This is a genomic window from Verrucomicrobiota bacterium, assembly GCA_039192515.1.
In the GTDB taxonomy this organism is placed as follows: domain Bacteria; phylum Verrucomicrobiota; class Verrucomicrobiia; order Methylacidiphilales; family JBCCWR01; genus JBCCWR01.
In genome coordinates this window covers 62,869-84,875 of the sequence record JBCCXA010000015.1, presented here as the reverse complement: position 1 = coordinate 84,875, position 22,007 = coordinate 62,869, and the positions used below count along the sequence as shown (strand labels likewise).

At 41.9% G+C, this 22,007-nt stretch carries 26 protein-coding genes and 1 pseudogene; 16 read left to right on the top strand and 11 right to left on the bottom strand.

Features of this window, described 5'->3' with window-relative positions; genetic code table 11:
- Positions 1 to 91 precede the first annotated feature (91 nt).
- The 7 genes from AAGA18_08550 to AAGA18_08520 all read left to right on the top strand — a co-directional run bounded on the left by AAGA18_08550 (position 92) and on the right by AAGA18_08520 (position 2,847).
- Positions 92 to 748, top strand: coding sequence for an RHS repeat-associated core domain-containing protein (locus tag AAGA18_08550; GenBank protein MEM9445390.1), 657 nt, complete (start codon positions 92 to 94; stop codon positions 746 to 748).
- Entirely contained in the window at positions 745 to 1,101 is a 357-nt protein-coding gene (locus AAGA18_08545; GenBank protein ID MEM9445389.1) for an ankyrin repeat domain-containing protein, read from the top strand. Before AAGA18_08550 ends, AAGA18_08545 begins: the two co-directional genes overlap by 4 nt.
- Complete coding sequence (locus tag AAGA18_08540) at positions 1,101 to 1,247, top strand: hypothetical protein (GenBank protein ID MEM9445388.1); 147 nt, start codon at positions 1,101 to 1,103, stop codon at positions 1,245 to 1,247. The genes AAGA18_08545 and AAGA18_08540 overlap by 1 nt, the downstream gene beginning before the upstream one ends.
- An 89-nt stretch (positions 1,248 to 1,336) precedes the next feature.
- The gene (locus tag AAGA18_08535; protein MEM9445387.1) at positions 1,337 to 1,600 is read left to right on the top strand and encodes a hypothetical protein; all 264 of its coding nucleotides are present in this window, start codon (positions 1,337 to 1,339) and stop codon (positions 1,598 to 1,600) included.
- 73 nt (positions 1,601 to 1,673) lie between these two features.
- Positions 1,674 to 1,946: a hypothetical protein gene (locus AAGA18_08530; GenBank protein MEM9445386.1), complete on the top strand. Its 273-nt coding sequence runs from the start codon at positions 1,674 to 1,676 to the stop codon at positions 1,944 to 1,946.
- 3 nt (positions 1,947 to 1,949) lie between these two features.
- Positions 1,950 to 2,309, top strand: coding sequence for a hypothetical protein (locus tag AAGA18_08525; GenBank protein MEM9445385.1), 360 nt, complete (start codon positions 1,950 to 1,952; stop codon positions 2,307 to 2,309).
- A 178-nt stretch (positions 2,310 to 2,487) separates the two neighbouring features.
- Positions 2,488 to 2,847: a hypothetical protein gene (locus tag AAGA18_08520; GenBank protein MEM9445384.1), complete on the top strand. Its 360-nt coding sequence runs from the start codon at positions 2,488 to 2,490 to the stop codon at positions 2,845 to 2,847.
- A 148-nt stretch (positions 2,848 to 2,995) separates the two neighbouring features.
- On the opposite strand, the gene AAGA18_08515 is transcribed toward AAGA18_08520, so the two are convergent.
- Both AAGA18_08515 and AAGA18_08510 read right to left on the bottom strand, forming a co-directional pair.
- Positions 2,996 to 3,346: a type II toxin-antitoxin system RelE/ParE family toxin gene (locus AAGA18_08515; GenBank protein ID MEM9445383.1), complete on the bottom strand. Its 351-nt coding sequence runs from the start codon at positions 3,344 to 3,346 to the stop codon at positions 2,996 to 2,998.
- Positions 3,322 to 3,516 (bottom strand): hypothetical protein, encoded by a 195-nt coding sequence (locus AAGA18_08510; GenBank protein ID MEM9445382.1) that lies wholly within the window; start codon positions 3,514 to 3,516, stop codon positions 3,322 to 3,324. The genes AAGA18_08515 and AAGA18_08510 overlap by 25 nt, the downstream gene beginning before the upstream one ends.
- A gap of 399 nt (positions 3,517 to 3,915) precedes the next feature.
- Here AAGA18_08510 and AAGA18_08505 point away from each other — a divergent pair, with 399 nt between their 5' ends.
- Together AAGA18_08505 and AAGA18_08500 are read left to right on the top strand one after the other, a co-directional pair.
- Positions 3,916 to 4,887 (top strand): thrombospondin type 3 repeat-containing protein, encoded by a 972-nt coding sequence (locus tag AAGA18_08505; GenBank protein ID MEM9445381.1) that lies wholly within the window; start codon positions 3,916 to 3,918, stop codon positions 4,885 to 4,887.
- A 348-nt stretch (positions 4,888 to 5,235) separates the two neighbouring features.
- Positions 5,236 to 6,459, top strand: coding sequence for an MFS transporter (locus AAGA18_08500; protein MEM9445380.1), 1,224 nt, complete (start codon positions 5,236 to 5,238; stop codon positions 6,457 to 6,459).
- Positions 6,460 to 6,475: 16 nt separating this feature from the next.
- Here AAGA18_08500 and AAGA18_08495 read toward each other — a convergent pair whose 3' ends face one another.
- On the bottom strand, positions 6,476 to 7,897 hold the full coding sequence (locus tag AAGA18_08495; protein ID MEM9445379.1) for a hypothetical protein: 1,422 nt from the start codon (positions 7,895 to 7,897) through the stop codon (positions 6,476 to 6,478).
- 44 nt (positions 7,898 to 7,941) lie between these two features.
- Positions 7,942 to 8,832: an MYG1 family protein gene (locus AAGA18_08490; protein ID MEM9445378.1), complete on the bottom strand. Its 891-nt coding sequence runs from the start codon at positions 8,830 to 8,832 to the stop codon at positions 7,942 to 7,944.
- A gap of 59 nt (positions 8,833 to 8,891) precedes the next feature.
- Between AAGA18_08490 and AAGA18_08485 the strand changes: the two genes are divergently transcribed.
- Positions 8,892 to 9,080 carry a CPXCG motif-containing cysteine-rich protein gene (locus AAGA18_08485; GenBank protein ID MEM9445377.1) on the top strand — a complete coding sequence of 63 codons (189 nt, stop codon included), beginning with the start codon at positions 8,892 to 8,894 and terminating at the stop codon, positions 9,078 to 9,080.
- Between the two features lie 6 nt (positions 9,081 to 9,086).
- Here the strand turns inward: AAGA18_08485 and AAGA18_08480 are convergent, their stop codons facing one another.
- On the bottom strand, positions 9,087 to 9,893 hold the full coding sequence (locus AAGA18_08480; GenBank protein ID MEM9445376.1) for a DNA-formamidopyrimidine glycosylase family protein: 807 nt from the start codon (positions 9,891 to 9,893) through the stop codon (positions 9,087 to 9,089).
- A 323-nt stretch (positions 9,894 to 10,216) separates the two neighbouring features.
- On the opposite strand from AAGA18_08480, the gene AAGA18_08475 reads away from it, so the two are divergent.
- From AAGA18_08475 to AAGA18_08455, 5 genes and pseudogenes are all read left to right on the top strand, one after another.
- Positions 10,217 to 10,612, top strand: a complete 396-nt coding sequence (locus AAGA18_08475) for a hypothetical protein (protein ID MEM9445375.1) — start codon at positions 10,217 to 10,219, stop codon at positions 10,610 to 10,612.
- Positions 10,613 to 10,704: 92 nt separating this feature from the next.
- A complete protein-coding gene (locus tag AAGA18_08470) occupies positions 10,705 to 10,950 on the top strand; it encodes a GYF domain-containing protein (GenBank protein ID MEM9445374.1) in 246 nt (81 codons plus the stop codon).
- A gap of 280 nt (positions 10,951 to 11,230) precedes the next feature.
- Positions 11,231 to 12,391, top strand: a pseudogene (locus AAGA18_08465) (glycoside hydrolase family 75 protein).
- Between the two features lie 180 nt (positions 12,392 to 12,571).
- The gene (locus AAGA18_08460) at positions 12,572 to 12,712 is read left to right on the top strand and encodes a LysM peptidoglycan-binding domain-containing protein (GenBank protein ID MEM9445373.1); all 141 of its coding nucleotides are present in this window, start codon (positions 12,572 to 12,574) and stop codon (positions 12,710 to 12,712) included.
- 89 nt (positions 12,713 to 12,801) lie between these two features.
- Positions 12,802 to 13,209, top strand: coding sequence for a YlbF family regulator (locus tag AAGA18_08455; protein ID MEM9445372.1), 408 nt, complete (start codon positions 12,802 to 12,804; stop codon positions 13,207 to 13,209).
- A gap of 8 nt (positions 13,210 to 13,217) precedes the next feature.
- Here AAGA18_08455 and rlmN read toward each other — a convergent pair whose 3' ends face one another.
- The 5 genes from rlmN to AAGA18_08430 form a co-directional block, all read right to left on the bottom strand.
- Positions 13,218 to 14,264, bottom strand: a complete 1,047-nt coding sequence (gene rlmN, locus AAGA18_08450) for a 23S rRNA (adenine(2503)-C(2))-methyltransferase RlmN (GenBank protein MEM9445371.1) — start codon at positions 14,262 to 14,264, stop codon at positions 13,218 to 13,220.
- Positions 14,265 to 14,284: 20 nt separating this feature from the next.
- Entirely contained in the window at positions 14,285 to 15,673 is a 1,389-nt protein-coding gene (locus AAGA18_08445) for a sugar transferase (GenBank protein ID MEM9445370.1), read from the bottom strand.
- Positions 15,674 to 15,681: 8 nt separating this feature from the next.
- Entirely contained in the window at positions 15,682 to 17,409 is a 1,728-nt protein-coding gene (locus tag AAGA18_08440; protein MEM9445369.1) for a chloride channel protein, read from the bottom strand.
- Between the two features lie 124 nt (positions 17,410 to 17,533).
- Positions 17,534 to 19,765, bottom strand: a complete 2,232-nt coding sequence (locus AAGA18_08435; protein MEM9445368.1) for a cation:proton antiporter — start codon at positions 19,763 to 19,765, stop codon at positions 17,534 to 17,536.
- 3 nt (positions 19,766 to 19,768) lie between these two features.
- Positions 19,769 to 20,371 carry a 5-formyltetrahydrofolate cyclo-ligase gene (locus AAGA18_08430; GenBank protein ID MEM9445367.1) on the bottom strand — a complete coding sequence of 201 codons (603 nt, stop codon included), beginning with the start codon at positions 20,369 to 20,371 and terminating at the stop codon, positions 19,769 to 19,771.
- Between the two features lie 121 nt (positions 20,372 to 20,492).
- Between AAGA18_08430 and miaB the strand changes: the two genes are divergently transcribed.
- On the top strand, positions 20,493 to 21,863 hold the full coding sequence (miaB, locus tag AAGA18_08425) for a tRNA (N6-isopentenyl adenosine(37)-C2)-methylthiotransferase MiaB (GenBank protein ID MEM9445366.1): 1,371 nt from the start codon (positions 20,493 to 20,495) through the stop codon (positions 21,861 to 21,863).
- A gap of 2 nt (positions 21,864 to 21,865) precedes the next feature.
- Here miaB and AAGA18_08420 read toward each other — a convergent pair whose 3' ends face one another.
- Positions 21,866 to 22,003 carry a hypothetical protein gene (locus AAGA18_08420; protein MEM9445365.1) on the bottom strand — a complete coding sequence of 46 codons (138 nt, stop codon included), beginning with the start codon at positions 22,001 to 22,003 and terminating at the stop codon, positions 21,866 to 21,868.
- Positions 22,004 to 22,007 lie beyond the last annotated feature (4 nt).

The following is a 22,007-nucleotide window of genomic DNA, read 5'->3' as shown; positions in this document are numbered from 1 at the left end:
GCCGGAGGGTTGATGGTAGTAATGACCGGTATACAGAAAATCACTATCGCTAAGGCTTCCGCTAAGCGCGGTTACATTTCCATAAGGATCGATTCGTGAAGTCATTGCTGAGGATGGCGTAACCGTTTTAGCCAGATACGACTACGATCCTTATGGAAATGTAACCGCGCTTAGCGGAAGCCTTAGCGATAGTGATTTTCTGTATACCGGTCATTACTACCATCAACCCTCCGGCCTCCACCTCGCTCAATACAGAGCCTATGACGCCAAGACCGGAAGGTGGATATCAAGAGATCCTTTACCTAATGCGGAGATGTTACCGGAAGGCCCTGGGCTTTATGGATATGTTGCTAGTAATCCAATTAATTACTTTGATAGAGATGGGAGATTCGCAGCACCCATTGCTGTTGGTTTAGGAGGGACGATTGTTGGTGGTTTAGCAACTGGGGCAATCATTTACATGCTAAATGAAGCCAATAGAAAGGCTGAACAAGCAAATGAACGTAGAGCATATAAAAGACGGTGCACTGAACAGCCTCCCCCAAATTTAACTGATCCATGTGACATTGCGAGATGGTTATTGCAGAGGAACAGAGACTGTGCAAGCATGAGAAGGTCTTACGCTGAAAAATGGTTTGGACAGCTAGATGGACCTCATTTGCGAGAAATTGAGAATTATTTGAAAGCTGCTAACAAGCTAGTAAAATGGATAGAGGAGAACTGTGTTTGTCCTCCCGGAGGCAAATGATAGATAGTTATCTTAAAGAGTTTCTCAATAAAGTTAAGGCTTTACCTGAGTTCGGTGAATTAAAAGATATTTCTCCTAATTCTAAGAGTGCTCTTGGTAATACACCTCTGCACATAGCTGCGATTTGGAATGATTCAAAAGCAATCAAGATACTGGCTAATGTAGTGGAATTAGATGTAAAAGGTGAAGAAGGTTATACTCCTTTACATGAGGCAATTGAACAGCAAAGTATGGATGCTATAGATGCTTTAGTTTCAATGGGAGCTAGCCTAGAGGTCACAAATGATTGTGGGAATAATGCATTAGATTTATCTAAAATTTTTGGCATAAAGGAATCTGTATTTAAAAAATAATGTTGAATCAATTACAGAGTGACAGTTTGCTTACTTGTGCCTCCGAAAAATTATTTCGCGTTGGTAATGGAAGCAGATTTCGGCAAGAAACTATTTTCTGGCTTCGGGTTGATGAGATTTTGGGATGGCGTTGGATGACGATTTGAACTTGAGTAGAGAGATGGTTCAGGAACCAGATCTGAAATGATTTCATAAAATAGAGAAAAAGCATACGAGCCGCACAAAGTAGCACCGAATGAATCATGGGCAAGGGATACGAGAAGGTTTGTCAGGAAATGATTATTCGGAAGGACAGGAGGAACTCATGGATCAAAATGAGTTATTCGACAGGGAAAAAGCTATAGGTGACATTGTTGAAGTAAGTGAAGATGGTCAGTGTGTCTCTATCACACTTAATTCTGATATGAGTGCTGAAGAAATTTTTGAGAAACATAAGGAGCTGACGCTTAAAGAACAGAAGGAACGTGAGGCCAAGGCTAAGCATCCTGATTTTAAATGAAATCATCTATTACAAAGCATACGAGCTTTTATAATAGATGACTGGCTAGGCAGAACCTATTATATCAGAGTCAATGAAATCGACTGTGAATAAGAAGAAGTCTAATAACCCGATAGGATTGTTATATTTAGGTATATTTTTTCTATTAACTGGCATTGCTATGGTGTCTATTCAAGAACCATTCGCTATTTCTCACGCTGGTGGCAAGTATATGCCTTCGGCTACCGAGGTCATTACTTCTAATTCAAAGATATTTTATGGAATCTTATTGGGTGGTTGCGGAGTCTTCTGCACTAGCCTTTACTTCTGTGTCTTGCATTCAATAAAGAAGGATGAGGAATATTAGACTATGGCATGTAGCATATCCCCTAATGATAAGAAAAAATTCCTCAGTGCTGTGGGTAAAGATTTAGTATCCCATCATGGTAAGAAGAAATATTATACACAGGATCAAATACACACTAGTTGTAAGCGTCTCGCCTATGACATCGATTGGATATGTTGGGCGTATTGTATATTTACCGACCCAATTACATTTGCTGCTATTCATGAAGCAAGCGGTGAAGTTTGCGATTACACAAAAATGAAAACTGAGGCTTTATTTGCTTTAGCTGATGGAACATTTCAGTTGCCAGATATTGATTTATCATGGCTTGAGTGGCCTGACATAGATTTGAGTTCTGTTTTTGATTGGTTTGATATTGGCTAAAATGAGGTATTTTCCTGTATTGTTTCAGGATTTAGGGCTAGAAGATTTACAGGAACATTTGCGATACATAGCTCAAGTTCTGCCTAATAAAGAGTTTGCATAAGTAGAGATTAATAAGTCGCACGTCATTATTCCATGTTATAAAAAAATACTTAAAACAAAGCCACCAATCATCGGTATGAACATCCGAGTCACCGATGTGGGTCGAGAGAACTTAGAGGCTTTGTATAAGACTTTCTCTAAGGAGGGATATCATCTGAGGTTAAGAAGGAGTCCCAAGTTAAAGCTGCTTAGTCAGTTTATGATTTCATTACCATGTGAAGATACCATGTTTCCTGTAGAAGCTTGTGCAGTGCTCAGAAAAATATGTGATCAAATGAATGTCGAATGGCCTACTCGATATAACATTGGATATCCGGTTCATTTAATTAATAGAGAATTGCCAAGTCATTTTAGAATTAATCATCCAAATTTTCAAAAGGGATATAACTTAGGCCAGCTCCTTGGACAGACTGTGAAAAAGTTAAAAATTTTCTAAGCTAGCTGCAGTGTCAACGCAAGTCCTAAACATGTTCAAGAACTTCTCGGCCACCGAGCCTTAACCATCACTGAAGTTTATCTCCGTCTCACCATCACTGACTTAAAGGAAACTCATAGGAAGTTTCATCCGAGGCAGTAGTGATACTTTATCCACTTCTCAAAGCTTCTCGCTTGAGTCTAGCAAGAGACTTAGTGAAGCCTTTGTTTTGATCCTTTGCCCCATGCCGAACAGTAATCACATAGACATTGTTGCCTCTGGTCGAATGGAATATGAGGTAGTTCTTTTTAAAGACAAAATAGTGGACTTGGGGAATAGCTTCATATTGCTTATGGACTTCAGGGAAATTCTTTAAGTTCTTTTCTACTTCGATAACAAAGTCGACTTTGAACTGTTCAGCAGCATAGAGGCTGTCTCGATGCTCGATATAAAGACTAATGTCTTCAACATCTTGCTTAGCCCGTTTCGATAAGATTATTTCGTGCGGGGTAGATTCCATTCTTTCTTGACGTCTTCTAGGGAGATGACTTCTCCATTGTCGATTTGTTCAAGACCTTCCTCAACAGCAAGTCGAGTTTCTATGCGATATAAAAACTCATCGACAGAACAGTCATCTTGAACTTCAGACATCACATCTTGAAAAGCGTTTTGAAAAACTTGCTTAGTCATGATTATAATTTACGTCGACTTGGGAGCTTAGGAAAGTAGGAATTTTTGCAAAAATTTAGTCGTAAGCCCTTGATTATCAACAGTTGCATAGGTAACAAACCTCGCTTTATCCCCCGATCCAGGAGTCTATGACAGACTAGAGGTTGATAACATCTCTTTAAGTATCGCTCCTTATGGTTAATGTCGAACCCTATCTCTTTGGCTTTTTTACTTAGACTGAAAAGTCCCTTTTTCTTCCGCACTCCTTCTCAAAACTGAAGCTTCTGCAGGCGGGTTTCTTCGGAGATGACATCTTCTAATTTTGGTTGTATCAATTTATAGAATTCATCATGATTGATGTTTATTGTATTCAATAAAATGAATAAAGATCTTATTCTATTTCTAGTTTAAAGGGAAGTTATGCATCTTATTAAGTTTAGATTTTTCGCTCTATGGGTTGCTATGGCATTTGTTTGCTCCAAGCTTTACTCGATTGATACATCGCCCCTCAATGGAGTGAGCGATATCTATGAAAAGATTTACCCAGGACATGCTGTAGGATCTGATTTAGACAATGATGGTTATTTGTTTGAAGAGGAAGCCTTGCTCGGAACAGATCCGGGTGATCCAGATAGTCCTGGTGAGGGGTGGTTTGGTATTAGACTGGAGACTGACACGACGGGACCGCGTTTCGTTTTAGACATTGATACAGAGCAGGCTATCGAGTATGAAATTTTATATTCCCTTGATCTGGCAATTGATAGCTGGGTAAGTGAGTCTCCCCCGCTGATAGCCCGCGGTTCTGGTACCACGGTTTCTCTTATACCCTCACAAGATATTGATCTTGAAATGAGGAGGTTCTGGTCAGTGATAGGATTGGGAGGATCTCCTGATAATGATAGTGACGGATTAGATCTATGGGAAGAGTTGATTGGGATCAAACTGCTCTATGGTCTACCAACAAAGCCTAATGATCGTGATACGGATAATGATGGCGTAGATGATGGATCCGAGATTACTAATCATACAGATCCTACGGATTACTATAACGGGGAACAACCAACAATTGCGGGAAGCCGACCTAACCCTTTGGTGGATCAATCATTAAATAGCTTTGTCTTCTTAAATTTTACTATTACTACCAGTGCCGGTGAACAACTAAGTGATGCACCCGTGAGTATTACCACGGTGGGAAATTCGATTTCAGAAACTAATAGAGGGGCCGGCTTAACTAATAGTCTGTCACTTGAAACAGATGCGAATGGTGCTGTTTCATTTTTTTGCCTAACACCTAGTGTAGAATTAAGTATCCTAGTCGTTACAATTGAGGCCGGAACAGCTTCCATTACGCAAATCATTCAAACAGAATCATCCGGTATTATTATCCCATGAATCGAAAATTAGGTACCATATTAGAGTAATAAGAAGAAGCAGCTGAAAAGTTTTCTACTCTTTTTCATTTATTTCTTACGAGAGTTAAATGAAGGAAGCTTGGCAAATTAGAGGGAATCTCTGATGCGCAAGTGCACGCAAATGTTCAGGCTCTCTTGAAAGTTGCTGCTAAAAGTCAAACGGGATTACCTGAGAAAAATTGAATACATGGGATAAAGCATATCATTGCTGTTGGCAGGACCATAGTGGGCTGGGGATAAGACTATTCTGTTTGATATGGTAGATGTGGGTAGGATCTGATTTCTTTCATATTGCACCCTCTTCTCTAACCTTGAGTTCATGGAGCAGATGGAGCGACAGAGAGTAACTTTCTTTTATGAACGATGGCGCGCATTATCTGCGGGCATGATTGAGACTCTGCATTTGAGTTTCATTCTTGTTATTGCCATTCGTTATTTCGGCGCAAATAATCTCATTCAAGGATTACTAGCAACCACTTGGGCTATAGGTTTGTTCTTGAGTCCATTTAGTGTGGCTATGATTCGTCGGTTAAATTGGTCGCCAGCAAAAGGGGCGGCCTTTCTGGTCTATTCTATGTCTGCATCCTTTCTGGTTGCTGGTCTGGGGTCATTTGCTCCTCATTCGACAAACTTACTGCTTTTTACAATTTTTATTTTGTTGGGTATCAATTGTGTGACCTTGACGATCCCCTTACTAACAGAGATTTATCAGCAGAACTACCCCGCAAAGAAACGAGGCCAACTATTTGCGTGGTCCTCAATGATTAAAGTCGGGGCAACAGCTCTTTTTGCCTATTTTGCAGGAGCCTTACTTACTGTAGATATTAATTATACGCCTTATTTTCTGATTGTGCTTTCATTAGCTGCTTTTATTTCTGCTTGCTTGCTGTCTCGTGTGCCGTCATGCGAGGTGGTTCCAATAGTAAGCAAAGAAAGCAGTTTAAATCCTTTTCATGCTTTGAGTTTCCTGAGGAGTGATCGAGCCTTTCTTATATTGAGCTTAAGCTGGATGTTTATTGGTTTCGGTAACCTGATGATGTTGCCATTAAGGGTCAAATTGTTGGCGGAGGAAGTCTATGGGCATGCTTATTCAATAGGAATGATTAGCTTGGTGGTCACTGTTATTACTCCGGTTACTCAGCTTTCACTGAGTTTTGCCTGGGGTAAGTTATTTGATAAGATGAATATCTTTATGCTCCGCATTCTTATCAATGTATTTTTTATTAGTTCGCATGGCTGCTTTTTTCTCATGGATAATTTTTTGGGGTTTATCATCGGAGCGATTCTGCTAGGTGCTGCTTTTAGCGGAGGTGATATTGCTTGGAGCTTATGGGTGACGAAGATTGCTCCCAAAAACCATGTTGCCGACTACATGAGTGTTCATACCTTTTTGACAGGTTGTAGGGCTTTTGTAGCGCCATTGATTGCTGTATTAATGGCTTCGTATGTGCCGTTGAATCAAATTGCTTATATGAGCATATTTTTAATGACCATATCGATTGTGGTGCTTCTTCCGGAAGTTTGGTCTATTCGCAATGCCGAGAGGCTCTAGCACTGACGGATATCAACTACATTCTTCTAATTTGAAGTATTTTATCGCTTGGCTGCCGGTTGAGTACGATCTCAAGCATAGTAGTTGTATTGGGGAATAAAAAAGAAGGATTCTTGCCTTTTCGCTCCAGAGAATCGAAAACTACAAATTCACCCTGTGCATAGCTAACCTCGTTATATGGTTTGGCAGCATTTACCACTAGCTTTAACTTTGCTTTAGCTTTTTTAATTTCCTTCATCACATCATTTAATTCACGCAAGTTAATGAGCATGACGCGTAGTGATCTATCTTGAGAATGATTCGTAAATCTTCGTTCGAATTTTTCATCGAATAACTTATTGAGGTAATTCTTTTGGCGATTACGGGGGTCTTGGGTGCCCTCGGGAAGTTCCACTTGGAAATCTAAAAAGAAATCGTTGATGTCAAAGCCGACATCATCGCGAACCTTAAAGAAGAACTGTTGATAGACGTCTTTGTATTCGTCTTTAGCTCTAGCGTCATTAGCTTCTTGAGCTTGGTGAAAGAGGGCTGGCATACGATTTTGATATTGTTTGAGGGTATTAACTTTTAAAGCAGCTAATAGAAGTGTCCCAGGGCCATCAGGCTTTAAAAAATCCGCGTCATCTACATTAATAATGGAACCGTGGTTAAAACCTTGAAAAACGCACATTGGCATGCTGGCGTGTTTCTTTTCCTCTGCCCACTGGAGGATGGGGCCTTTATCTTGGAAAGCAAGTGTGCACTTCCTTGAATTGATGGATGTTCCCGGGATTCTGATAACCCCATCAGTGCCTGGTTTATTCCTGGCCTTCATAAGCGTTGCTTGAATTCCTCCATAGCCATTGCCGGCAGCGAAAACGAAAGGCAGACATACTTGTTCGGAGTCGTCATTGGGCCCGAAGTAGGTTTCATCGTGCAGGTCTTGCATAGATAAATCCCATTGGTAAGGACTTGCAGGCTCCAAGCCCTGTAAGACAATCTTTCCGGATTCGCCAAATTCTTTGCGATGTGCGCTTTTGCTCAAGAAGGTGCTTTTAATCTTTCCTAGAAAGGATTGTCCCATACGTGCTAGATCAGAGCCAAAATTTGCCGGGGCAAAAAGAAATAATCTGTGAACAGGAATATCAAGATCAAGTTCTAGAGCACGCTGCCTTTTCCTGCGCATGTTAAGCCAGGCGCGGGTAACTAAAGAGCCGGTGCTATGGCAAAGAACATCGACCCGCTTTCCTTTAAAGTATTTCTCGTAATCAGAGTCTAGTTTGTCGGCAAAATCCTCAAAAGTAGCTTGGTCATCAAGGCTGGAATATTCTACGAAACGGATATTGCTACTGGCATAGCATTGATTCTTGACGAGGAATTTTTTTAATTTTGCGAAGGAATTATTCTTTTGCATGTAGCCATCAGAGTATCCGTGAACGATGATGAGATTTTTAGCCATAGTCATTTATTTCATAATTTATGGTATTATGCAATGACTACATCTTAACTAGGCTTTGAATCCAGTTTGAGGAGTGCCATTTGCATGAGCTCTTTTAATCGGTCTTTTTCCAGAGCAGATGTTTTAGCAACAAATCCGCGAGCATGTGCAAAGTGGACGTCTGACTCATTTGCGACACGTGTAAAATCCAAAGATAGGCAATCATTATGTCTGGAAAGCCCGTAACCTTCTCCTCTTCTGTCGGGGTAAACAAGGCCAATAACTTGTTTATCCAAGCCTTTTCTTTGGATAAATTTTCCTAGCCCCATTGATGGCTCAGCAGGTAGAGGACTTGTTCTGGGCAAGAAAAGAAATTCTTTTGAGTTGTTTTCATTCTGAAGCTCAGCCGGCCAAAGCTCTGCGTGTTGTTCAATGAAGATTAGTCTTTGTGTAAGGCATTGGATATAATTTATTAGGTCTTCACCAATCATACGCATGATTTCCCAAATAGCACTTCCGGGTTCATGCCATGTCTCTGCAGCAAAGCGGCGGAGTAGTGTCATGTCGATAGGGGAATTAAGTTTAGTGATCACATCATGTGGGGTGCCAAGCCATTCTGCTGTTTCTTTTGGTCCTCTACAATCGAGCCATTCTGCGGGCTCTAACCATTCACAGAAATCTTTAGCGTCTTCATATAAACCGAGATGCTTGAGAACCAACGATAGGGAACAAGTAGGGGAACTATTTTTGGAGAATTGATGGTGGTCGAAATTAAGAAGTTCTGGCTTATGTTCGTGGCCTATATCCAGAACATAGATTCGTTCATCATGAAGATCCTTACTAGTGGGTTCTCCTCTCTCAATTGGAACGGGATGGCTAGCGAGAAGCACACAGCATGCAAGAAAGTCATCTTTATGGGCGCTTCCTGAATGGGTAATGATTTTTTTGGTATTCATCGAGTAGAACTTATTAGTTGTAGCTTTACGTAAAAACAATTTTTATTTAAGCTTTTGTAATGCAACCGGAGGGAGTTTGTGAAGTGACTTGCCCTCACTGTTTCGAGGTTTTTTCTTTGCCTGGTCCTTCACCTGCAGAATGTCCTACAGAGTGGGATTATGATTGTGAGGTATGTTGTAGTCCTATGATGATCCGTTTTATTGTTGATGGTGAGCGTGTTGTTGCTGAAGCAGAGAACATGTACTAAGTTGACTTAACGGTTTTGGCAGAAGGGACAATAACATGTGGTCCTTCCGCTAATTTTTTCTCGAATTAAGGGTGTGCCGTCTATTGGACATCTTCCACCATCTTTCCAGCGGTGATTAAATAGCCAGTCATTCGGTAGGTCTCCCCAGTTTGTTCCTATGATTCTCATAGCTACTCTAGAGATGCTGCGGCATTTTTTTAATATATCATGAAGTTCTTGCTTGGTCAGTTGCATGGACAAACGTTTCGGGTGAATTTTCGTCTGCCATAAAATCTCGTCCGCCATCCAGTTTCCAATTCCTGGAAAGTACTCTTGTTTCAGCAATAGCGCCTTCACGTTGCACTTTTTATGACGTTTCGTAGCAATGACCAGTCGTTCTAGATTAAAGTCCTCGGACAAGATGGTTGGAGGCAAGTCCTGCCACCATGTCGGTATGCCATTGCTATTCGACTGACTGCCCCATTTAATCTGTCCAAATGTCCTTGGGTCGGAGAAAATGAGACTTCTTTTTTCAAGGAGAAGGACCAGATGATCATGTTTCTCTCTTGGCTCTTCTAGATTTGCAGCGCGTAGGTTGCCGGTCATTCCTAAGTGAATCGATAACCATGTGCCCTTGGATAGAATAAATAGCATTTGCTTGCCGTGGCATTGAGAACTAATAAGTTTTTTGCCAACCAGGCTATTAAGGGAAGGTAATGCTTTAAATTTTTTAAAAACAGCAGAATTATGGTTCACGAGGATATGTTGAATAGTCTCCCCTATGCCAGGGTCCCATTTTTTTCTATAGTATTCTACTTCTGCTAGTTCTGGCATTTCCTAACTTATTGCAATTAATCCTACAAATTGTCATAGTAAATGTGTTCGGAGATTTTAAAAGGAGAACAATTTAAAAGAGAGTTAAAACTCGAAAGGAGTGTGACAAGGGCAAATATCAGAAGCGAGCACTTAGGCTTTACTATGAGTCAGCCCCTCGGGTCAGTATCAAGAGATTCTCTCTATTAGTTGCTTATGCGTAAGTAGTCGAGTAGGCTTGCTGTAGTACTCTTCGAGGTGAGTTATAACAACTTATATCGCCCAGTATTTCCTTCTAAAATTTCTCCAACATGTTCTAAGTAAAGTAGTGTTTCTTGTAAGTTATGGAATGTAAAGATGTACCTGCCCTTGCTCGGTTTGAGGCTCATGTCCTAGAGCACTCTTATTGTTCAATTACTCAATCTACTTTTAAAAGAGTCTCAGAATTGATTCAACCGGTATTGCCTCCTTCTAAACTGATGCCTAACCAGAGTGATACGATGTTGATTTCTGGCTTACGTGAGAGCTGTCAAGCTGTAGAGTCGGCTACTAGAATTATTTGGGCCTGTGCCGCTTGCACCGACAACATCACCCCTAGGCTTTGGGATGAGGCACCTGAATTTGAAAAGTCTATTACCTATTTTAGAACAATCTCGGACTTAGATTTTATGGATTTAACTAAACAATACAGGCTTAGTTGGGAGCTCAAAAAGGATCCAAATGAACTACTTGATGAGTAGAGGTCCTAAGAGTTAGGAATTTCATTTTAACAGGTCTAAGCTTGCAAATTTTGGCTTAGAGTCTAATAGTAATATGAAGGATTGGTTGCGTAATGATCACTGAATCTAACTACTATTATCTCATCATAGATGAAAAAGCCGAGGGACCTTTGAAAAAAGAGGTCGTATCAACGATGCTGATGAATAAGCAAATCAGCCATGACACATTTTGTTGTCCAGTAGGTGATTCACAGTGGGGAACTGTCAGAGAATATTTTCCGCCAGATGCTTCTGATTCAATGAGCTCTATTGCATCAATGCATACGGTGAAATTACAGCTTCCAGCTCGAAGTAAATAGTAAAGAGTAATGAAGGCTAACAAGTTCTTGTAGTAAGCAGGGCAACCTGACTCTTTTCGGTTGCTACAAATGTAGTCAATAATAACTCTAAGAGACTAGTGCGTGTGCCCGGAATGATCCTCTGAATACTAACGAAGTGCTGAGGGTCTTATGGGCAGAGGTGGGTGACTGAATTCTTAAGCACAGTTTGTATTCCTATTAGGCTCAAAGTCACGCTTTTAGGTTGCTGCAGGGGCCCTTGGGCATCTAAGTTGGGTGCTGCTTGATTATGGGTAGTTAAATGAGTAGGACCAGAGTAATTATCGTCTTAGTATTTTTCAATATAGCATCGTGTGTAGGCCTCTTTTTAGCAGCACCATCCTTGGCACCTTACTCCAAGAAGTTGGCAAGAGAGTTAGGTCTCAAGAAGCAAAAACCTAAACCCAAACCAGCAGAGGAGCTACTTCCACCATTACCTGAGAAATTTTTCCCCACAGACACCACTTCATTATCAACACTCTTCAATGGTATAAAACTCAAGAACCACATTAAAACTGAAGAAGGTGACATTGCTTCCCGTGAGCGCGAGCGGGATGAAAGCTATTTGTTAGATCTTCAACTCAATGTTCAAGTCCCTTCTCCCAATACTACACTGTTTGATCTAAGAGAAGTAAGCCCTAAGATAGATGAAGTCATCCCGCAATTGGAGGCACTTCTTCATTCTGCAGAGGTTTCTCCATTTTATTACAGCCTATATGACCGAAAGGTTAACAATTTAGAATATCATTTAGACAATTTCATTCGTATACCAACGAGGCATAATTTTTTCGACTGCGAAACGGTTCTTGAACTGGAGTCCAAGCTAACGGGGCGCAAAGCTTTGCTTATACAATCTGAGATGGATGTTGTGACAGATGGCACAGATGGGGATAGGTCCGATGATTGGGATCAAACATCAAGATATTTTCAGCCCTTTACTGCTTATTCTTGGGCAAAGCGAAGCAAAAATCTCCACCCCCTTCACCAAATCTATCAGGATGAGATCAATCAAATAGCTGCTGATTTAAAGCAAAAAACTTTTTCAAGTGATGAAAAAAAGAGGCTAGCAGCGAAAGCTAAAAAAATGAGGTCATGGGTAAAGAATCTGAAATATCGTAGCTCCCTTGTCGCCTCTATAGATCCCTTTATAGTGGTGCCTACCTATTGGTCGGCTTATAAAAAGAATGCTTATGCTCCTCAAGTCGGTGATTATGCGGTGGTGATTTATGACAGCCAAGTTTACCCAGCTATCGTGGGTGATTTAGGTCCAAATACTAAAATAGGCGAGGCTTCCTTATTGATATGCCAAACAATTAATCCTCAAAGCTCTGGTGCTACAAGGGCTGTTAGTGATCTAACGGTTACTTATTTGGTTTTTCCAAAAAGTCGTAATACACCCTTTGGCCCCCCTAATCTTGCATCATGGAAAGAGAATTGTAAGCGTCTTATTAACGAGATGGGGGGAGTGAGTGTTCCTTTGTATGACTGGAGTAGCCACCTAGCTGCTTTAAACGGTGAGAGGGATGAGGTCGAGGTGCTTGGCAGTGATAGGAACTTAGCTGAAGAGCCTAAGGCAAGTTCACAAAAATCCGCTCCGGAGAAGATGCATATTGTGCAGAGAGGAGATTCACTCTGGAAAATAGCCCAAGAATACGGAGTGAGTCTAGAGAATTTAAAAAAAGCTAATGAATTAAGTTCCGATCTCATTAGAGAAGGGCAGGTTCTTGATATTCCAAAAGATTAGAAAGCGCGAGCACAACCTTAGGTAAAATAGACTAGGCGACTCCTAGTGCCGCTATTTGACAAAATACTAACTTAAGGCAACATGTATGTATGGCTGCCGTAATCGAAGATAAGAATATTAAAGACAAGCTAGTTGATTTATGCCAGGGAATCATGGATCAACCTGAGTTTTCTGAATTCAATGAAGCCATTAGTTCTTTTTCGGAGGACGAAGAGGCCCAAGACCTTTTATCTGAGCTAACTGATTTAGGTGCGGAGCTTCGTCAAATGCAGTCCCAAGGCTACCAGCTTCCAGAGGACAAAACTTCCGCTTATGATGTGCTTCGCGAAAAGGCTCAAGCTCATCCCATTTGCAAGCCATTTATGGATGCTCAATCCCATATCCATAGCATACAGCAAACGGTGATGCAGCATATCGCGAAAACTTATGAGCTTGGTCGTTTGCCTGAAGCAGATGATTTTTCATGTGGCTGTGGTACTGGTTGTGGTTGCCGCTAAATCTGTAGCTATGAGATTTCTTTGAGTCTTAGCTGGCCGCAAGCGGCGTCGATATCATGGCCTTTTTCGAGCCTTAAGGTGGCTTTAATTCCACCTCGAGCAAGTATGTGAGCGAACTCTTGGGAGTGAGATTTTTCGGGTCTCTCCCAAGGCAACCCTGCTACTTTATTATAGGGAATGAGATTTATTTTAGACCTTATGCCTTTCAATTTTTTTGCAAGTAAAGCAGCTTGGTCAAAGTGATCGTTAATTCCTTTGATCAGAATATATTCAAAGGTAATCATCTGCTTCTTTTTCGAGCAAAAATAGCTGCACGCCTCTAACAATTTACTAATAGGATATTTCCGGTTGATTGGCATGATACTGTCACGAACGTTGTCTGAAGCGCCATGAAGTGAGATTGCTAATCGTATTTGCCTTTCTTGGTCTGCTAGAGCGCGAATTTTAGGCACAAGCCCACTTGTGGAGATGGTAATCTTCCTAGCACCGATATTGAGACCCCAGTCTGAATTAATCATATCTATTGCTAGCATGAGATTCTCAAAATTAGCCATAGGTTCTCCCATACCCATGAAAACCAAATTACTTATGCGTTCAGCAGACTCCTTTTCCGTTTCCATGATTTGACTAACGATTTCACCTGCACTAAGGTTCCGCTTCCAACCCTCTAATCCGCTGGCGCAAAACTTACAACCATAGGCGCAGCCAACTTGGCTAGAGACACATAGTGTGAATCGATCTGCCTTATCTCCATAGAGTGCTGGAGAGGCAGGGATCAAAACGCTCTCCACATAGTCCCCTTCAGCAAGCTTCCAGAGATACTTTCTGGTGGTGTCTTTTGAACCTTGTTTCCGAAGAAGCTCTATACTTTTAATTCTATATTTTTCACACAGACATTTGCGCCACTGCTCGGGCAAGTTAGTCATTGCTTCAAAGCTATTTGCCCTTTTTTTAAATACCCAATCGGATAATTGTTTGCGACGAAAGCGAGGGCCTATGGGCAAGTCCCAGGTATCGGGCAGTTGATCAATTAATAGTGGCTTTAACACACTCACATTTTATTAGAGAAGCTTCGTTACTTTGCTCCCTTAGCAAATAAAACGACCCACGGAGTCATAATCAATATCCTAAGGTCAAGTGCCAGAGACCAATTGTCTATATACTTAAGATCAAGCTCCACCCACTCGCGGAAGTCTGTCAAATTACTTCGTCCACTGATTTGCCATAAACAAGTAATACCGGGCTTCATGCTAAGTCTGCGCCGTTGCTCATTCTCAGTGATAGCTAGGGTTTCATGAGTGGGTAATGGTCTTGGACCAACGAGGCTCATTTCTCCCCTAACTACATTTAATAACTGAGGTAACTCATCTAAGCTCCATTTGCGTATAAAAGTACCGATAGGAGTCACTCGAGGATCATTGGTTATTTTAAAGACGGGACCACTCATTTCATTAAGCTGCTCTAATTCTATTTTCTTTTGGTCAGCATTTGTAACCATGGAGCGGAATTTATACATGGTGAATGGTTGGCCGTGTATTCCACTTCTCTTTTGACGAAATAAAACAGGTCCCTCAGAAGTCCATCGAACTGCCAAGGCCACAGCAAGTAATAGAGGCGAAAGGACTGTCAAGATAATAGTTGCACCAACTCTGTCGATCAGTTCTTTAGCTAATAACTGAAAAGAGCTATCGGGTGTAGATCGAAAAATAAGTAAGGGCTTTGGTCCAAAATAGTCGACGGTGGCTCTAGCGATCCGCGGTTGAAAAAAATCGCCAGCTAGCCAGGCTTCAATACCTTCTTCTTCACAAGCTCTAATTAATTCAGACATTTTTTCTAAAGATCCGTTCCGTAAATCAAAAATGACCAAGTTGATCGAGCGATCATGTAATAACTCTACAAAATGATGCAAGCTTAGGTCGTCCATGCGAAGCTCACGGTCTAGTTTAAAACCGAGTTGAGGGTTGTGCTCTAAATGTGATTGCCACTCTGTCTCACCGGGGCGGTCGGTGATGACGGCAAGATTGTGAAGGTCCTGACCTCTGAGCTTGTGTCGCAACGCATAACTGACGGATTCCCTGGCAGTAATATAAATAGCACAAATAGGCACGAAGAATGCAAAGATCAAACGACTTAAAGGTTCCTTTGTCAGATATTGAAAAACAACTAAGCATAAAAAGGTAATAATAGCCGCTTGTGTAGAAAGATTGAGAGTCTGTTGGTTGTCATGACTCATCGAGACGTGATAAAAGTTAAGGCGAGATAAACAGGTAGGTAGCACAAAGAATATAATAGGGAAAAAGATCCAATATCTTTCTATCTCGCCAACTGAGTTTAACTCCATGAAGGATAGATAATCATTGAGTCCCGCTCTGAGCAAATAAGCACAAAGTAAAGCCAACATGCCGATTATTCCGTCAGCAAATTGTAGTAACAATTTATGGTGCCTAACCTTAAGTAATAACATAGGTAATCTTACTCAGCTCTTTCTAACAAAGCTTGTTGGTCACGTAATAAGTCGTGAAGGGTAATGACCCCAATCAGATGGTTATTATCTTCATCTCCAACAATGGCAAGATCACATGCTGCCTGAATAAGTTTACTTTGCAACTCTCCAAAAGTTTCTCTTGAGCTAGTCCAAACTAGCGGTAATACGTCCGGTATACGGCCCTCCTGATATGCAATTTCTGCTTCTTGCCGGCGCAAAATACCCTTAACCTTACCGTTTATTATCACGGGAAATCTATTGTGGGGGTATTTCTTGAATATTTTGCTGACATGATTCCATTCCAAGCTTGTGATGACTATAGGGTCGAAGCTAGCAGCAGATGCAACTGTTCGCTGTTGCCACTGCCTTATGTCTCTGGGTGGAACCATATGCTTTAGGTCATGGCCATCTTGTTCAATCACAGCTTCATAAAAATTATTTTTTAACCGCATCCTGGCTATGATTTGGCTAAATAGTGTGGCTAGCATTAAAGGTGGGATGAGGAGAAATTCGTGGGTCATTTCAAATAGCATAAGGATGGCAGTAATTGGGGCTCTTACTACCGCTCCAAAACAAGCACACATACCCACAATTGCTAAAACAGTTAGACCACTCTCGGTGATAGGTAAAATGTTTTTTAGTACGCCCCCCATAGCTGCACCGCACATTCCACCTAAAAATAATGTTGGGGCAAAAATACCTCCACAATTTCCAGTTCCATAAGATAGAGCTGTTGCTACAAATTTGGCTGCTAATAAAGCGAGTGCAACAGTCCATAATGTATCCCCTCTTAATGCTTCTGTTAAATCTAAGTAACCCATGCTAAAGACACCAAGCCTATGTAAGTTAAGGAATATGATGATGCCGCAGACCCAAGTGACAAATCCGCCAATAGAGGGCTTTAGCCAATCAGGTAGCCACTTGATTTTACGATTAGCTTTACGGATCGACAAACAGAGTCTCTGAAATTCTAGTCCTAGTAATGCGGCTACCGCTGCAACCAGAGGTGTTGCTAGGTAACTAGCCCATGTGACGTTATCAATATGCTCAATAATAAATGCGGGTTGCTTTCCAAGAAATGCATGTGTGACCAAAGCCCCCATAACAGAAGCCAAGAGTACGCCTCCTAGAAATCGGCTGTTTAAGTCGCCTACTATTTCCTCCAAGACAAAGGTAATTGCTGCTAGAGGCGTGTTAAAGGCAGCGGCAAGTCCGGAGGCTGCGCCCGCAGCTGCAGCACTCCGACGCTTTTGTTTGGCAACGCCAAGCCAACCACTCACCCATGATGCTAAACCACCGGCTATATGCACCGTAGGTCCTTCTCGTCCAAGACTTACTCCGCCCCCGACGGTTAAAGCACCTGCTACGAACTTTACAATGACTGTCTTAAGAGGGACGTAGCCAAAATCTTTCCAAAAAGCGACCTTTAATTGAGGGATCCCACTACCTGCAGCATCTGGCGCAAAGCGCTTTAGTAGCCAGCCTGAAATAAGGGTGCAAGAGAGAATAACAGCCAAGCTCCCCCAGGCAAATTGCCACATAGACCATCCGCTTTCAGCCATTCGAAAGATTGAGATGTCAAAAATGAAGTGCATGGCCTGGTGAAAGCCAACAGCAGTAAATCCAGCTACTAGACCCAGTAGGGAACTGGTAACCATATAAGGTGCTTGTGCCCAAAACTTTCTAGCTGTTTTAATAAGAGCTGCCCAATTCATAATCTACTTGTGATTAGCTGATTCTATACCACTTTGCATCAACAGGCTTGTTTTGGGAAACAGTTTGCCAATGGTTGTTACGGAAAGATATCTTGAGATCATTTCAAAAATTCTGGAGCAGTCTCTAGGTACTAAACTGCATTTTTCTTTTAATGAGTGTCTTCATAGCGCCTGGGCTACTGGCATTTAAAAGGGCCTTACGATTACCCTCATCGGCGCAAAAACGAGCGATTTCCGCTAAAGTGGTTAAGTGTCCTTCCGGATCGCCTGAAGGACTCAGAACGAAGAAGACTAATCTTATGTTTTCTTTTTGTCCCTCTAATGTTATCCCGTCAATTAAACGAGCCAGAATGCACATTCGACGTCTCAGCCCAGCACTGTAAACGTGAGGAACCGCGACTCCACGACCCATGGCTGGTGGAAATACCTTGTCGTGCTCTTTTAGTTGTTCGAGTAGCTTTTCTGCAGATACAGATGGGTATAGCTCAACAACATCCGATACGAGGACATGGTACAAGTCTGCTAAGTTGCCAACAGCCTTTTCAACAATCTTGCCATTTTCAAGGCTACGCCATAAATAACCACCGGAACGTTTGAGAAGCAAAAGAATATCCCCAGGTCTTTTTTCAATTTTCTTACTGAAATCTGGTGACATAAAGACATCACCCTTTCTTATCATAGCTAATACCCTACCCTCAAAATTCCTTGAGTTTTTATGAACAACGACTCTCTCTAGGTGGCTTTCAGCGGCCGCTATCTCACTAGAAATAACTGAGGGGGAGGCCAGCTCCGGACAAAAAATCTCTTCCTCCACATCCTCGTTCATGACCTCTTCTTGGTCTGCTCGTCGGGGGCTCCAACGCAGTATTTGAGATTCGGAGCCGAGCTGTCTGCGCCATTTTTGAGACAAGAGCGCATTGAGTTCCGCATTGTCGGTTAATGCTAGGATATGTCCTACGGAGTGCAAATCTGGTTTTTCTTCGAGGAGTCGAACTTCCAGAGCATTTTCACAGAGGGCAGTTAACTCGTCCCTCTGGGCTCGAGAAACCATTCTTGTATTGGTGTCCATCAAGACAACATGTTTATCGCTCTCTTTCTTAAGAAATTTTGCGATTCCTCTCGCCAGTCCATGGGCACCGACAATTAACCACCCGGAAGGGTGCTTGCGTCTAACGTCCAATAGAGTAGCTAGTGGCCCTGCGGTTATGCCTTGGAGCAAAACGGTTCCTCCGATTACTCCATAGATAAAAATTTCCAGTAAGGCAGCTTCACTTTCTTTTCCCTGCTTTTCCATAGCAATCGCAAATAGAGAAGCCATGGAGGCGGCGACTATACCTCTTGGAGCAATCCAGGATAGGAAAAGCTTTTCCTTTGTTTTTAAGTCTGAGCCCCATGTGCTGACAAAAATATTCAAGGGCCTTACAACAAACATCACCAGGATAAGTAATATGACTCCAGCCCATCCGAATCTCTGAAAATCCTCCAACTCTAATCGCGCGACTAATAAAACAAAGAGAACTGCAATAAGTAAATCCGTAATCTCTGCTTTGAATTGTTTGATTTGCTTTAGATCTACAGGGTGTCTCCATCCGACCCAAAAGCCTGCCACAGTTACAGCCAAAAGGCCCCCTTCCTCGATGATTCGTTCAGTTATTCCAAATACAAATACAGCAGAGCCTAGGATAAAAACATTGTGCATGGACTCTGGAATCCACTTTTTCTTTAAACAGGAATAAATAATAACCCCTCCTAGTAAGCCGACAGCCATCCCTACCAAGACTCGAATAAAGAAGTTGGTTACGGCCATTCCCCCCTGCTGTCCTACTACCCATTCAAAACATAAAATAGCTATGAATACCCCAATGGGATCGATTAGCACACTTTCCCAATGAAGTATATGGTGTAGCTTGTCGTTTACATGAATCCTGCGCAGCAGGGGCACAATGACTGTTGGACCAGTTACAATGATCATGCTCCCTGCTAAAAACGCAAATGACAGGTCCGTCTGAAATAATCTCCAGACACATAAAGTAGATCCGAACCAGGTGACTAGCACTCCAATTGTAAGCAACCTTTGGATTACTTTAGATCCGCGTTCAAATCCTTTTAGATCTAGAGTGAGCCCGCCCTCGAAAAGAATGATGCCAACTGCTAAAGAAACAAGGGTAGGCAAAACTTCATCTAAGGCTTCCGGCTGAACAATGCCAAGAATCTCTGGGCCAAGAATAACTCCGCCTACTAAAAGTAGAATAATCCCCGGCTGTTTAAGAATGCGAGCCAGAACAATTAAGAAAACTCCAAGAGAAATAGCCGCAGTAAGGCTGAGCATGACCTCATGACCGTGATCACCATTCATATGTTAATACGGCACCTTACTAGTGTAATGATGATCACAGTCAGTTTTTCGAAGACCTTTTTCTGATAATAAATAATCCATAGCAACATCATGCTTTTCGGCAGGAACTGATTCCACAAGTTGGCATTCATAAAAGCAACCAATTTTAAGAGGATGCCGAGACTCACTGAAAAAGCGATCATAGTAGCCAGCTCCTTTGCCTAGGCGCATTCCGGAGTGATCAAAGGCGAGCCCTGGCGTTATCACGATATCTATGGCTAGTGGGTTTAATTCCTCATGTAAAGCAGGATCAGGCTCTCTGACTCCCAAAGTGCTGTTTTTGAGTTCAGATGCATCGCTAATTTTATAAGACTTCAAATGATTCCCATCAACTCTAGGTAGATAGATAGTCTTACCTGTTTGATAAGCAAGTGGTAGCAAATGCAATAAATCGGGTTCTGAGGGTAAAGGTGCAAAGATCATGATGTGACTGGTTTGAGCCCATAATTTAGAAGTTATGAAATGATTAAGGATTGAGCCTGATAGAGCTGCTTTATTCTCCTTAGGAATATTACTGAGTTGGCTCTTGAGCTTGACGCGTAATTCTGTTTTAGCTTCTAGGGACATTTCTTTCCTCTTTTTAGCAACTATGTGTAGAGATCACTAGTCTTATTGAGTCATGTGATAATTTCTTTGCATTCCAACTATTGTCACTATAATTACGATTTTTCTATTGAGGAGATGTCATATGCCTTCTGTCTATATTAAAACCTATGGATGTCAGATGAATGAGCGTGACTCTGAGCAAGTAGCTCAGCAGCTTCAATCGCGCGGCTATACTTTGGCCTCTCAAGTTGAACAGGCTGATGTGGTACTGCTAAATACTTGCTCGGTGCGAGACATGGCTGAGCAAAAAGCCATTAACAAAATGGAAGTCATTCAGAACTCTCATAAAAGACGGAATCCACAGGTGCTTCTAGGATTTATGGGTTGCATGGCTCAGAGCAGAGGAAATGAGCTTATTAAGCGCTTGCCTGGCTTAGATTTAGTAGTAGGCACCCAAAAGTATCATCGAGTAGCTGATTATGTAGATAGACTGATAGGTATTCAGCAGCCAAATATGGACGACCTTTGCCAGTCTCAAAAGGCCATTGTTGATATTGAAGCAGAAGCAGGTTCTCAGAATATGATAAGAGATCATGCGCACAAAGATACTCAAGTAACAGCATTTGTTTCCATCATGCAGGGGTGCAATATGAAATGTACGTTTTGTATAGTTCCATACACCAGAGGCAGTGAGCGGTCTCGGCCTATCCAGGAAATTGTAGATGAAACAAAAAAGTTGGTTTCCAAGGGGGTGCGTGAAGTCACCTTGCTTGGCCAAATTGTTAACCTTTACGGAAGAAATGAGTTTGAACGCAGAGAGGGTCGTTCGCCTTTTGTGCAACTCTTATATGCTTTACAAGAAGTAGAAGGGTTAGACCGGATCAGATTCACCTCTCCACATCCCATCGGGTATAAAAAGGATCTTGTTCAAGCCTTTGGAAACCTTAGCAAGTTGTGTGAGCATATTCATTTACCCCTTCAGTCTGGAAGTGATCGTTTGCTCAAAAAAATGCACAGAGGGTACAGTGCAAATCGCTATCGAGAATTAGTTAATGAAATGCGAGAGGTTTGTCCTCACATCGCGATTACTACCGACATAATCGTAGGATTTCCTGGTGAGACAGAACAAGATTATTTGGAAACTCGCAAGTTGGTTGAAGATGTGCAGTTTGATAATGCTTTTATCTTTCGCTACTCAGAGCGTAAGGATACGCCTGCAGCGCTCATGGATGAAAAGGTTGCTGAAGAAACGAAAATGGAGCGGAATAAAGATCTTTTAGCGGTTATGGAAGAAATCGCTCAACGACGAGCCCAAGAGGCTATTGGCGAAACGGTAGAGGTATTAGTGGAAGGCCCAAGTAAAACAAAAAAAGAGCGGCTTTCAGGACGCACCCGCACCAATAAGATTGTCGTTTTTGAAGGGGATGAGCGCCATAAGGGGCAGCTATTGGATCTTAAAATTGTTGATGCAACTAGCTATACATTTTATGGTGATCCAGTTATACTTGTTTGACTTTACTGAGTGGTGGCGTGGAAACTCAAAGATCTGCGCAAGTTCTTGGCTCTAAGAAGCATAGAGTCTGCTGGAGGGTGCTCGCCTTGGGGCACATCATCGTCGAATCTCGTTTTCTTATAGCTCAAGCTTTTAGGCATCTCG

What these genes read in the sequence shown, in the direction of transcription:
- AAGA18_08545 (MEM9445389.1), top strand. Translation starts at nt 745, where the DNA reads ATGATAGATAGTTATCTTAAAGAGTTTCTCAATAAAGTTAAGGCTTTA.
- AAGA18_08540 (MEM9445388.1), top strand. Translation starts at nt 1,101, where the DNA reads ATGTTGAATCAATTACAGAGTGACAGTTTGCTTACTTGTGCCTCCGAA.
- AAGA18_08535 (MEM9445387.1), top strand. Translation starts at nt 1,337, where the DNA reads ATGAATCATGGGCAAGGGATACGAGAAGGTTTGTCAGGAAATGATTAT.
- AAGA18_08530 (MEM9445386.1), top strand. Translation starts at nt 1,674, where the DNA reads ATGAAATCGACTGTGAATAAGAAGAAGTCTAATAACCCGATAGGATTG.
- AAGA18_08525 (MEM9445385.1), top strand. Translation starts at nt 1,950, where the DNA reads ATGGCATGTAGCATATCCCCTAATGATAAGAAAAAATTCCTCAGTGCT.
- AAGA18_08520 (MEM9445384.1), top strand. Translation starts at nt 2,488, where the DNA reads ATGAACATCCGAGTCACCGATGTGGGTCGAGAGAACTTAGAGGCTTTG.
- AAGA18_08515 (MEM9445383.1), bottom strand. Translation starts at nt 3,346, where the DNA reads ATGGAATCTACCCCGCACGAAATAATCTTATCGAAACGGGCTAAGCAA.
- AAGA18_08510 (MEM9445382.1), bottom strand. Translation starts at nt 3,516, where the DNA reads ATGACTAAGCAAGTTTTTCAAAACGCTTTTCAAGATGTGATGTCTGAA.
- AAGA18_08505 (MEM9445381.1), top strand. Translation starts at nt 3,916, where the DNA reads ATGCATCTTATTAAGTTTAGATTTTTCGCTCTATGGGTTGCTATGGCA.
- AAGA18_08500 (MEM9445380.1), top strand. Translation starts at nt 5,236, where the DNA reads ATGGAGCGACAGAGAGTAACTTTCTTTTATGAACGATGGCGCGCATTA.
- AAGA18_08495 (MEM9445379.1), bottom strand. Translation starts at nt 7,897, where the DNA reads ATGGCTAAAAATCTCATCATCGTTCACGGATACTCTGATGGCTACATG.
- AAGA18_08490 (MEM9445378.1), bottom strand. Translation starts at nt 8,832, where the DNA reads ATGAATACCAAAAAAATCATTACCCATTCAGGAAGCGCCCATAAAGAT.
- AAGA18_08485 (MEM9445377.1), top strand. Translation starts at nt 8,892, where the DNA reads ATGCAACCGGAGGGAGTTTGTGAAGTGACTTGCCCTCACTGTTTCGAG.
- AAGA18_08480 (MEM9445376.1), bottom strand. Translation starts at nt 9,893, where the DNA reads ATGCCAGAACTAGCAGAAGTAGAATACTATAGAAAAAAATGGGACCCT.
- AAGA18_08475 (MEM9445375.1), top strand. Translation starts at nt 10,217, where the DNA reads ATGGAATGTAAAGATGTACCTGCCCTTGCTCGGTTTGAGGCTCATGTC.
- AAGA18_08470 (MEM9445374.1), top strand. Translation starts at nt 10,705, where the DNA reads ATGATCACTGAATCTAACTACTATTATCTCATCATAGATGAAAAAGCC.
- AAGA18_08460 (MEM9445373.1), top strand. Translation starts at nt 12,572, where the DNA reads ATGCATATTGTGCAGAGAGGAGATTCACTCTGGAAAATAGCCCAAGAA.
- AAGA18_08455 (MEM9445372.1), top strand. Translation starts at nt 12,802, where the DNA reads ATGGCTGCCGTAATCGAAGATAAGAATATTAAAGACAAGCTAGTTGAT.
- AAGA18_08445 (MEM9445370.1), bottom strand. Translation starts at nt 15,673, where the DNA reads ATGTTATTACTTAAGGTTAGGCACCATAAATTGTTACTACAATTTGCT.
- AAGA18_08440 (MEM9445369.1), bottom strand. Translation starts at nt 17,409, where the DNA reads ATGAATTGGGCAGCTCTTATTAAAACAGCTAGAAAGTTTTGGGCACAA.
- AAGA18_08435 (MEM9445368.1), bottom strand. Translation starts at nt 19,765, where the DNA reads ATGAATGGTGATCACGGTCATGAGGTCATGCTCAGCCTTACTGCGGCT.
- AAGA18_08430 (MEM9445367.1), bottom strand. Translation starts at nt 20,371, where the DNA reads ATGTCCCTAGAAGCTAAAACAGAATTACGCGTCAAGCTCAAGAGCCAA.
- miaB (MEM9445366.1), top strand. Translation starts at nt 20,493, where the DNA reads ATGCCTTCTGTCTATATTAAAACCTATGGATGTCAGATGAATGAGCGT.
- AAGA18_08420 (MEM9445365.1), bottom strand. Translation starts at nt 22,003, where the DNA reads ATGCCTAAAAGCTTGAGCTATAAGAAAACGAGATTCGACGATGATGTG.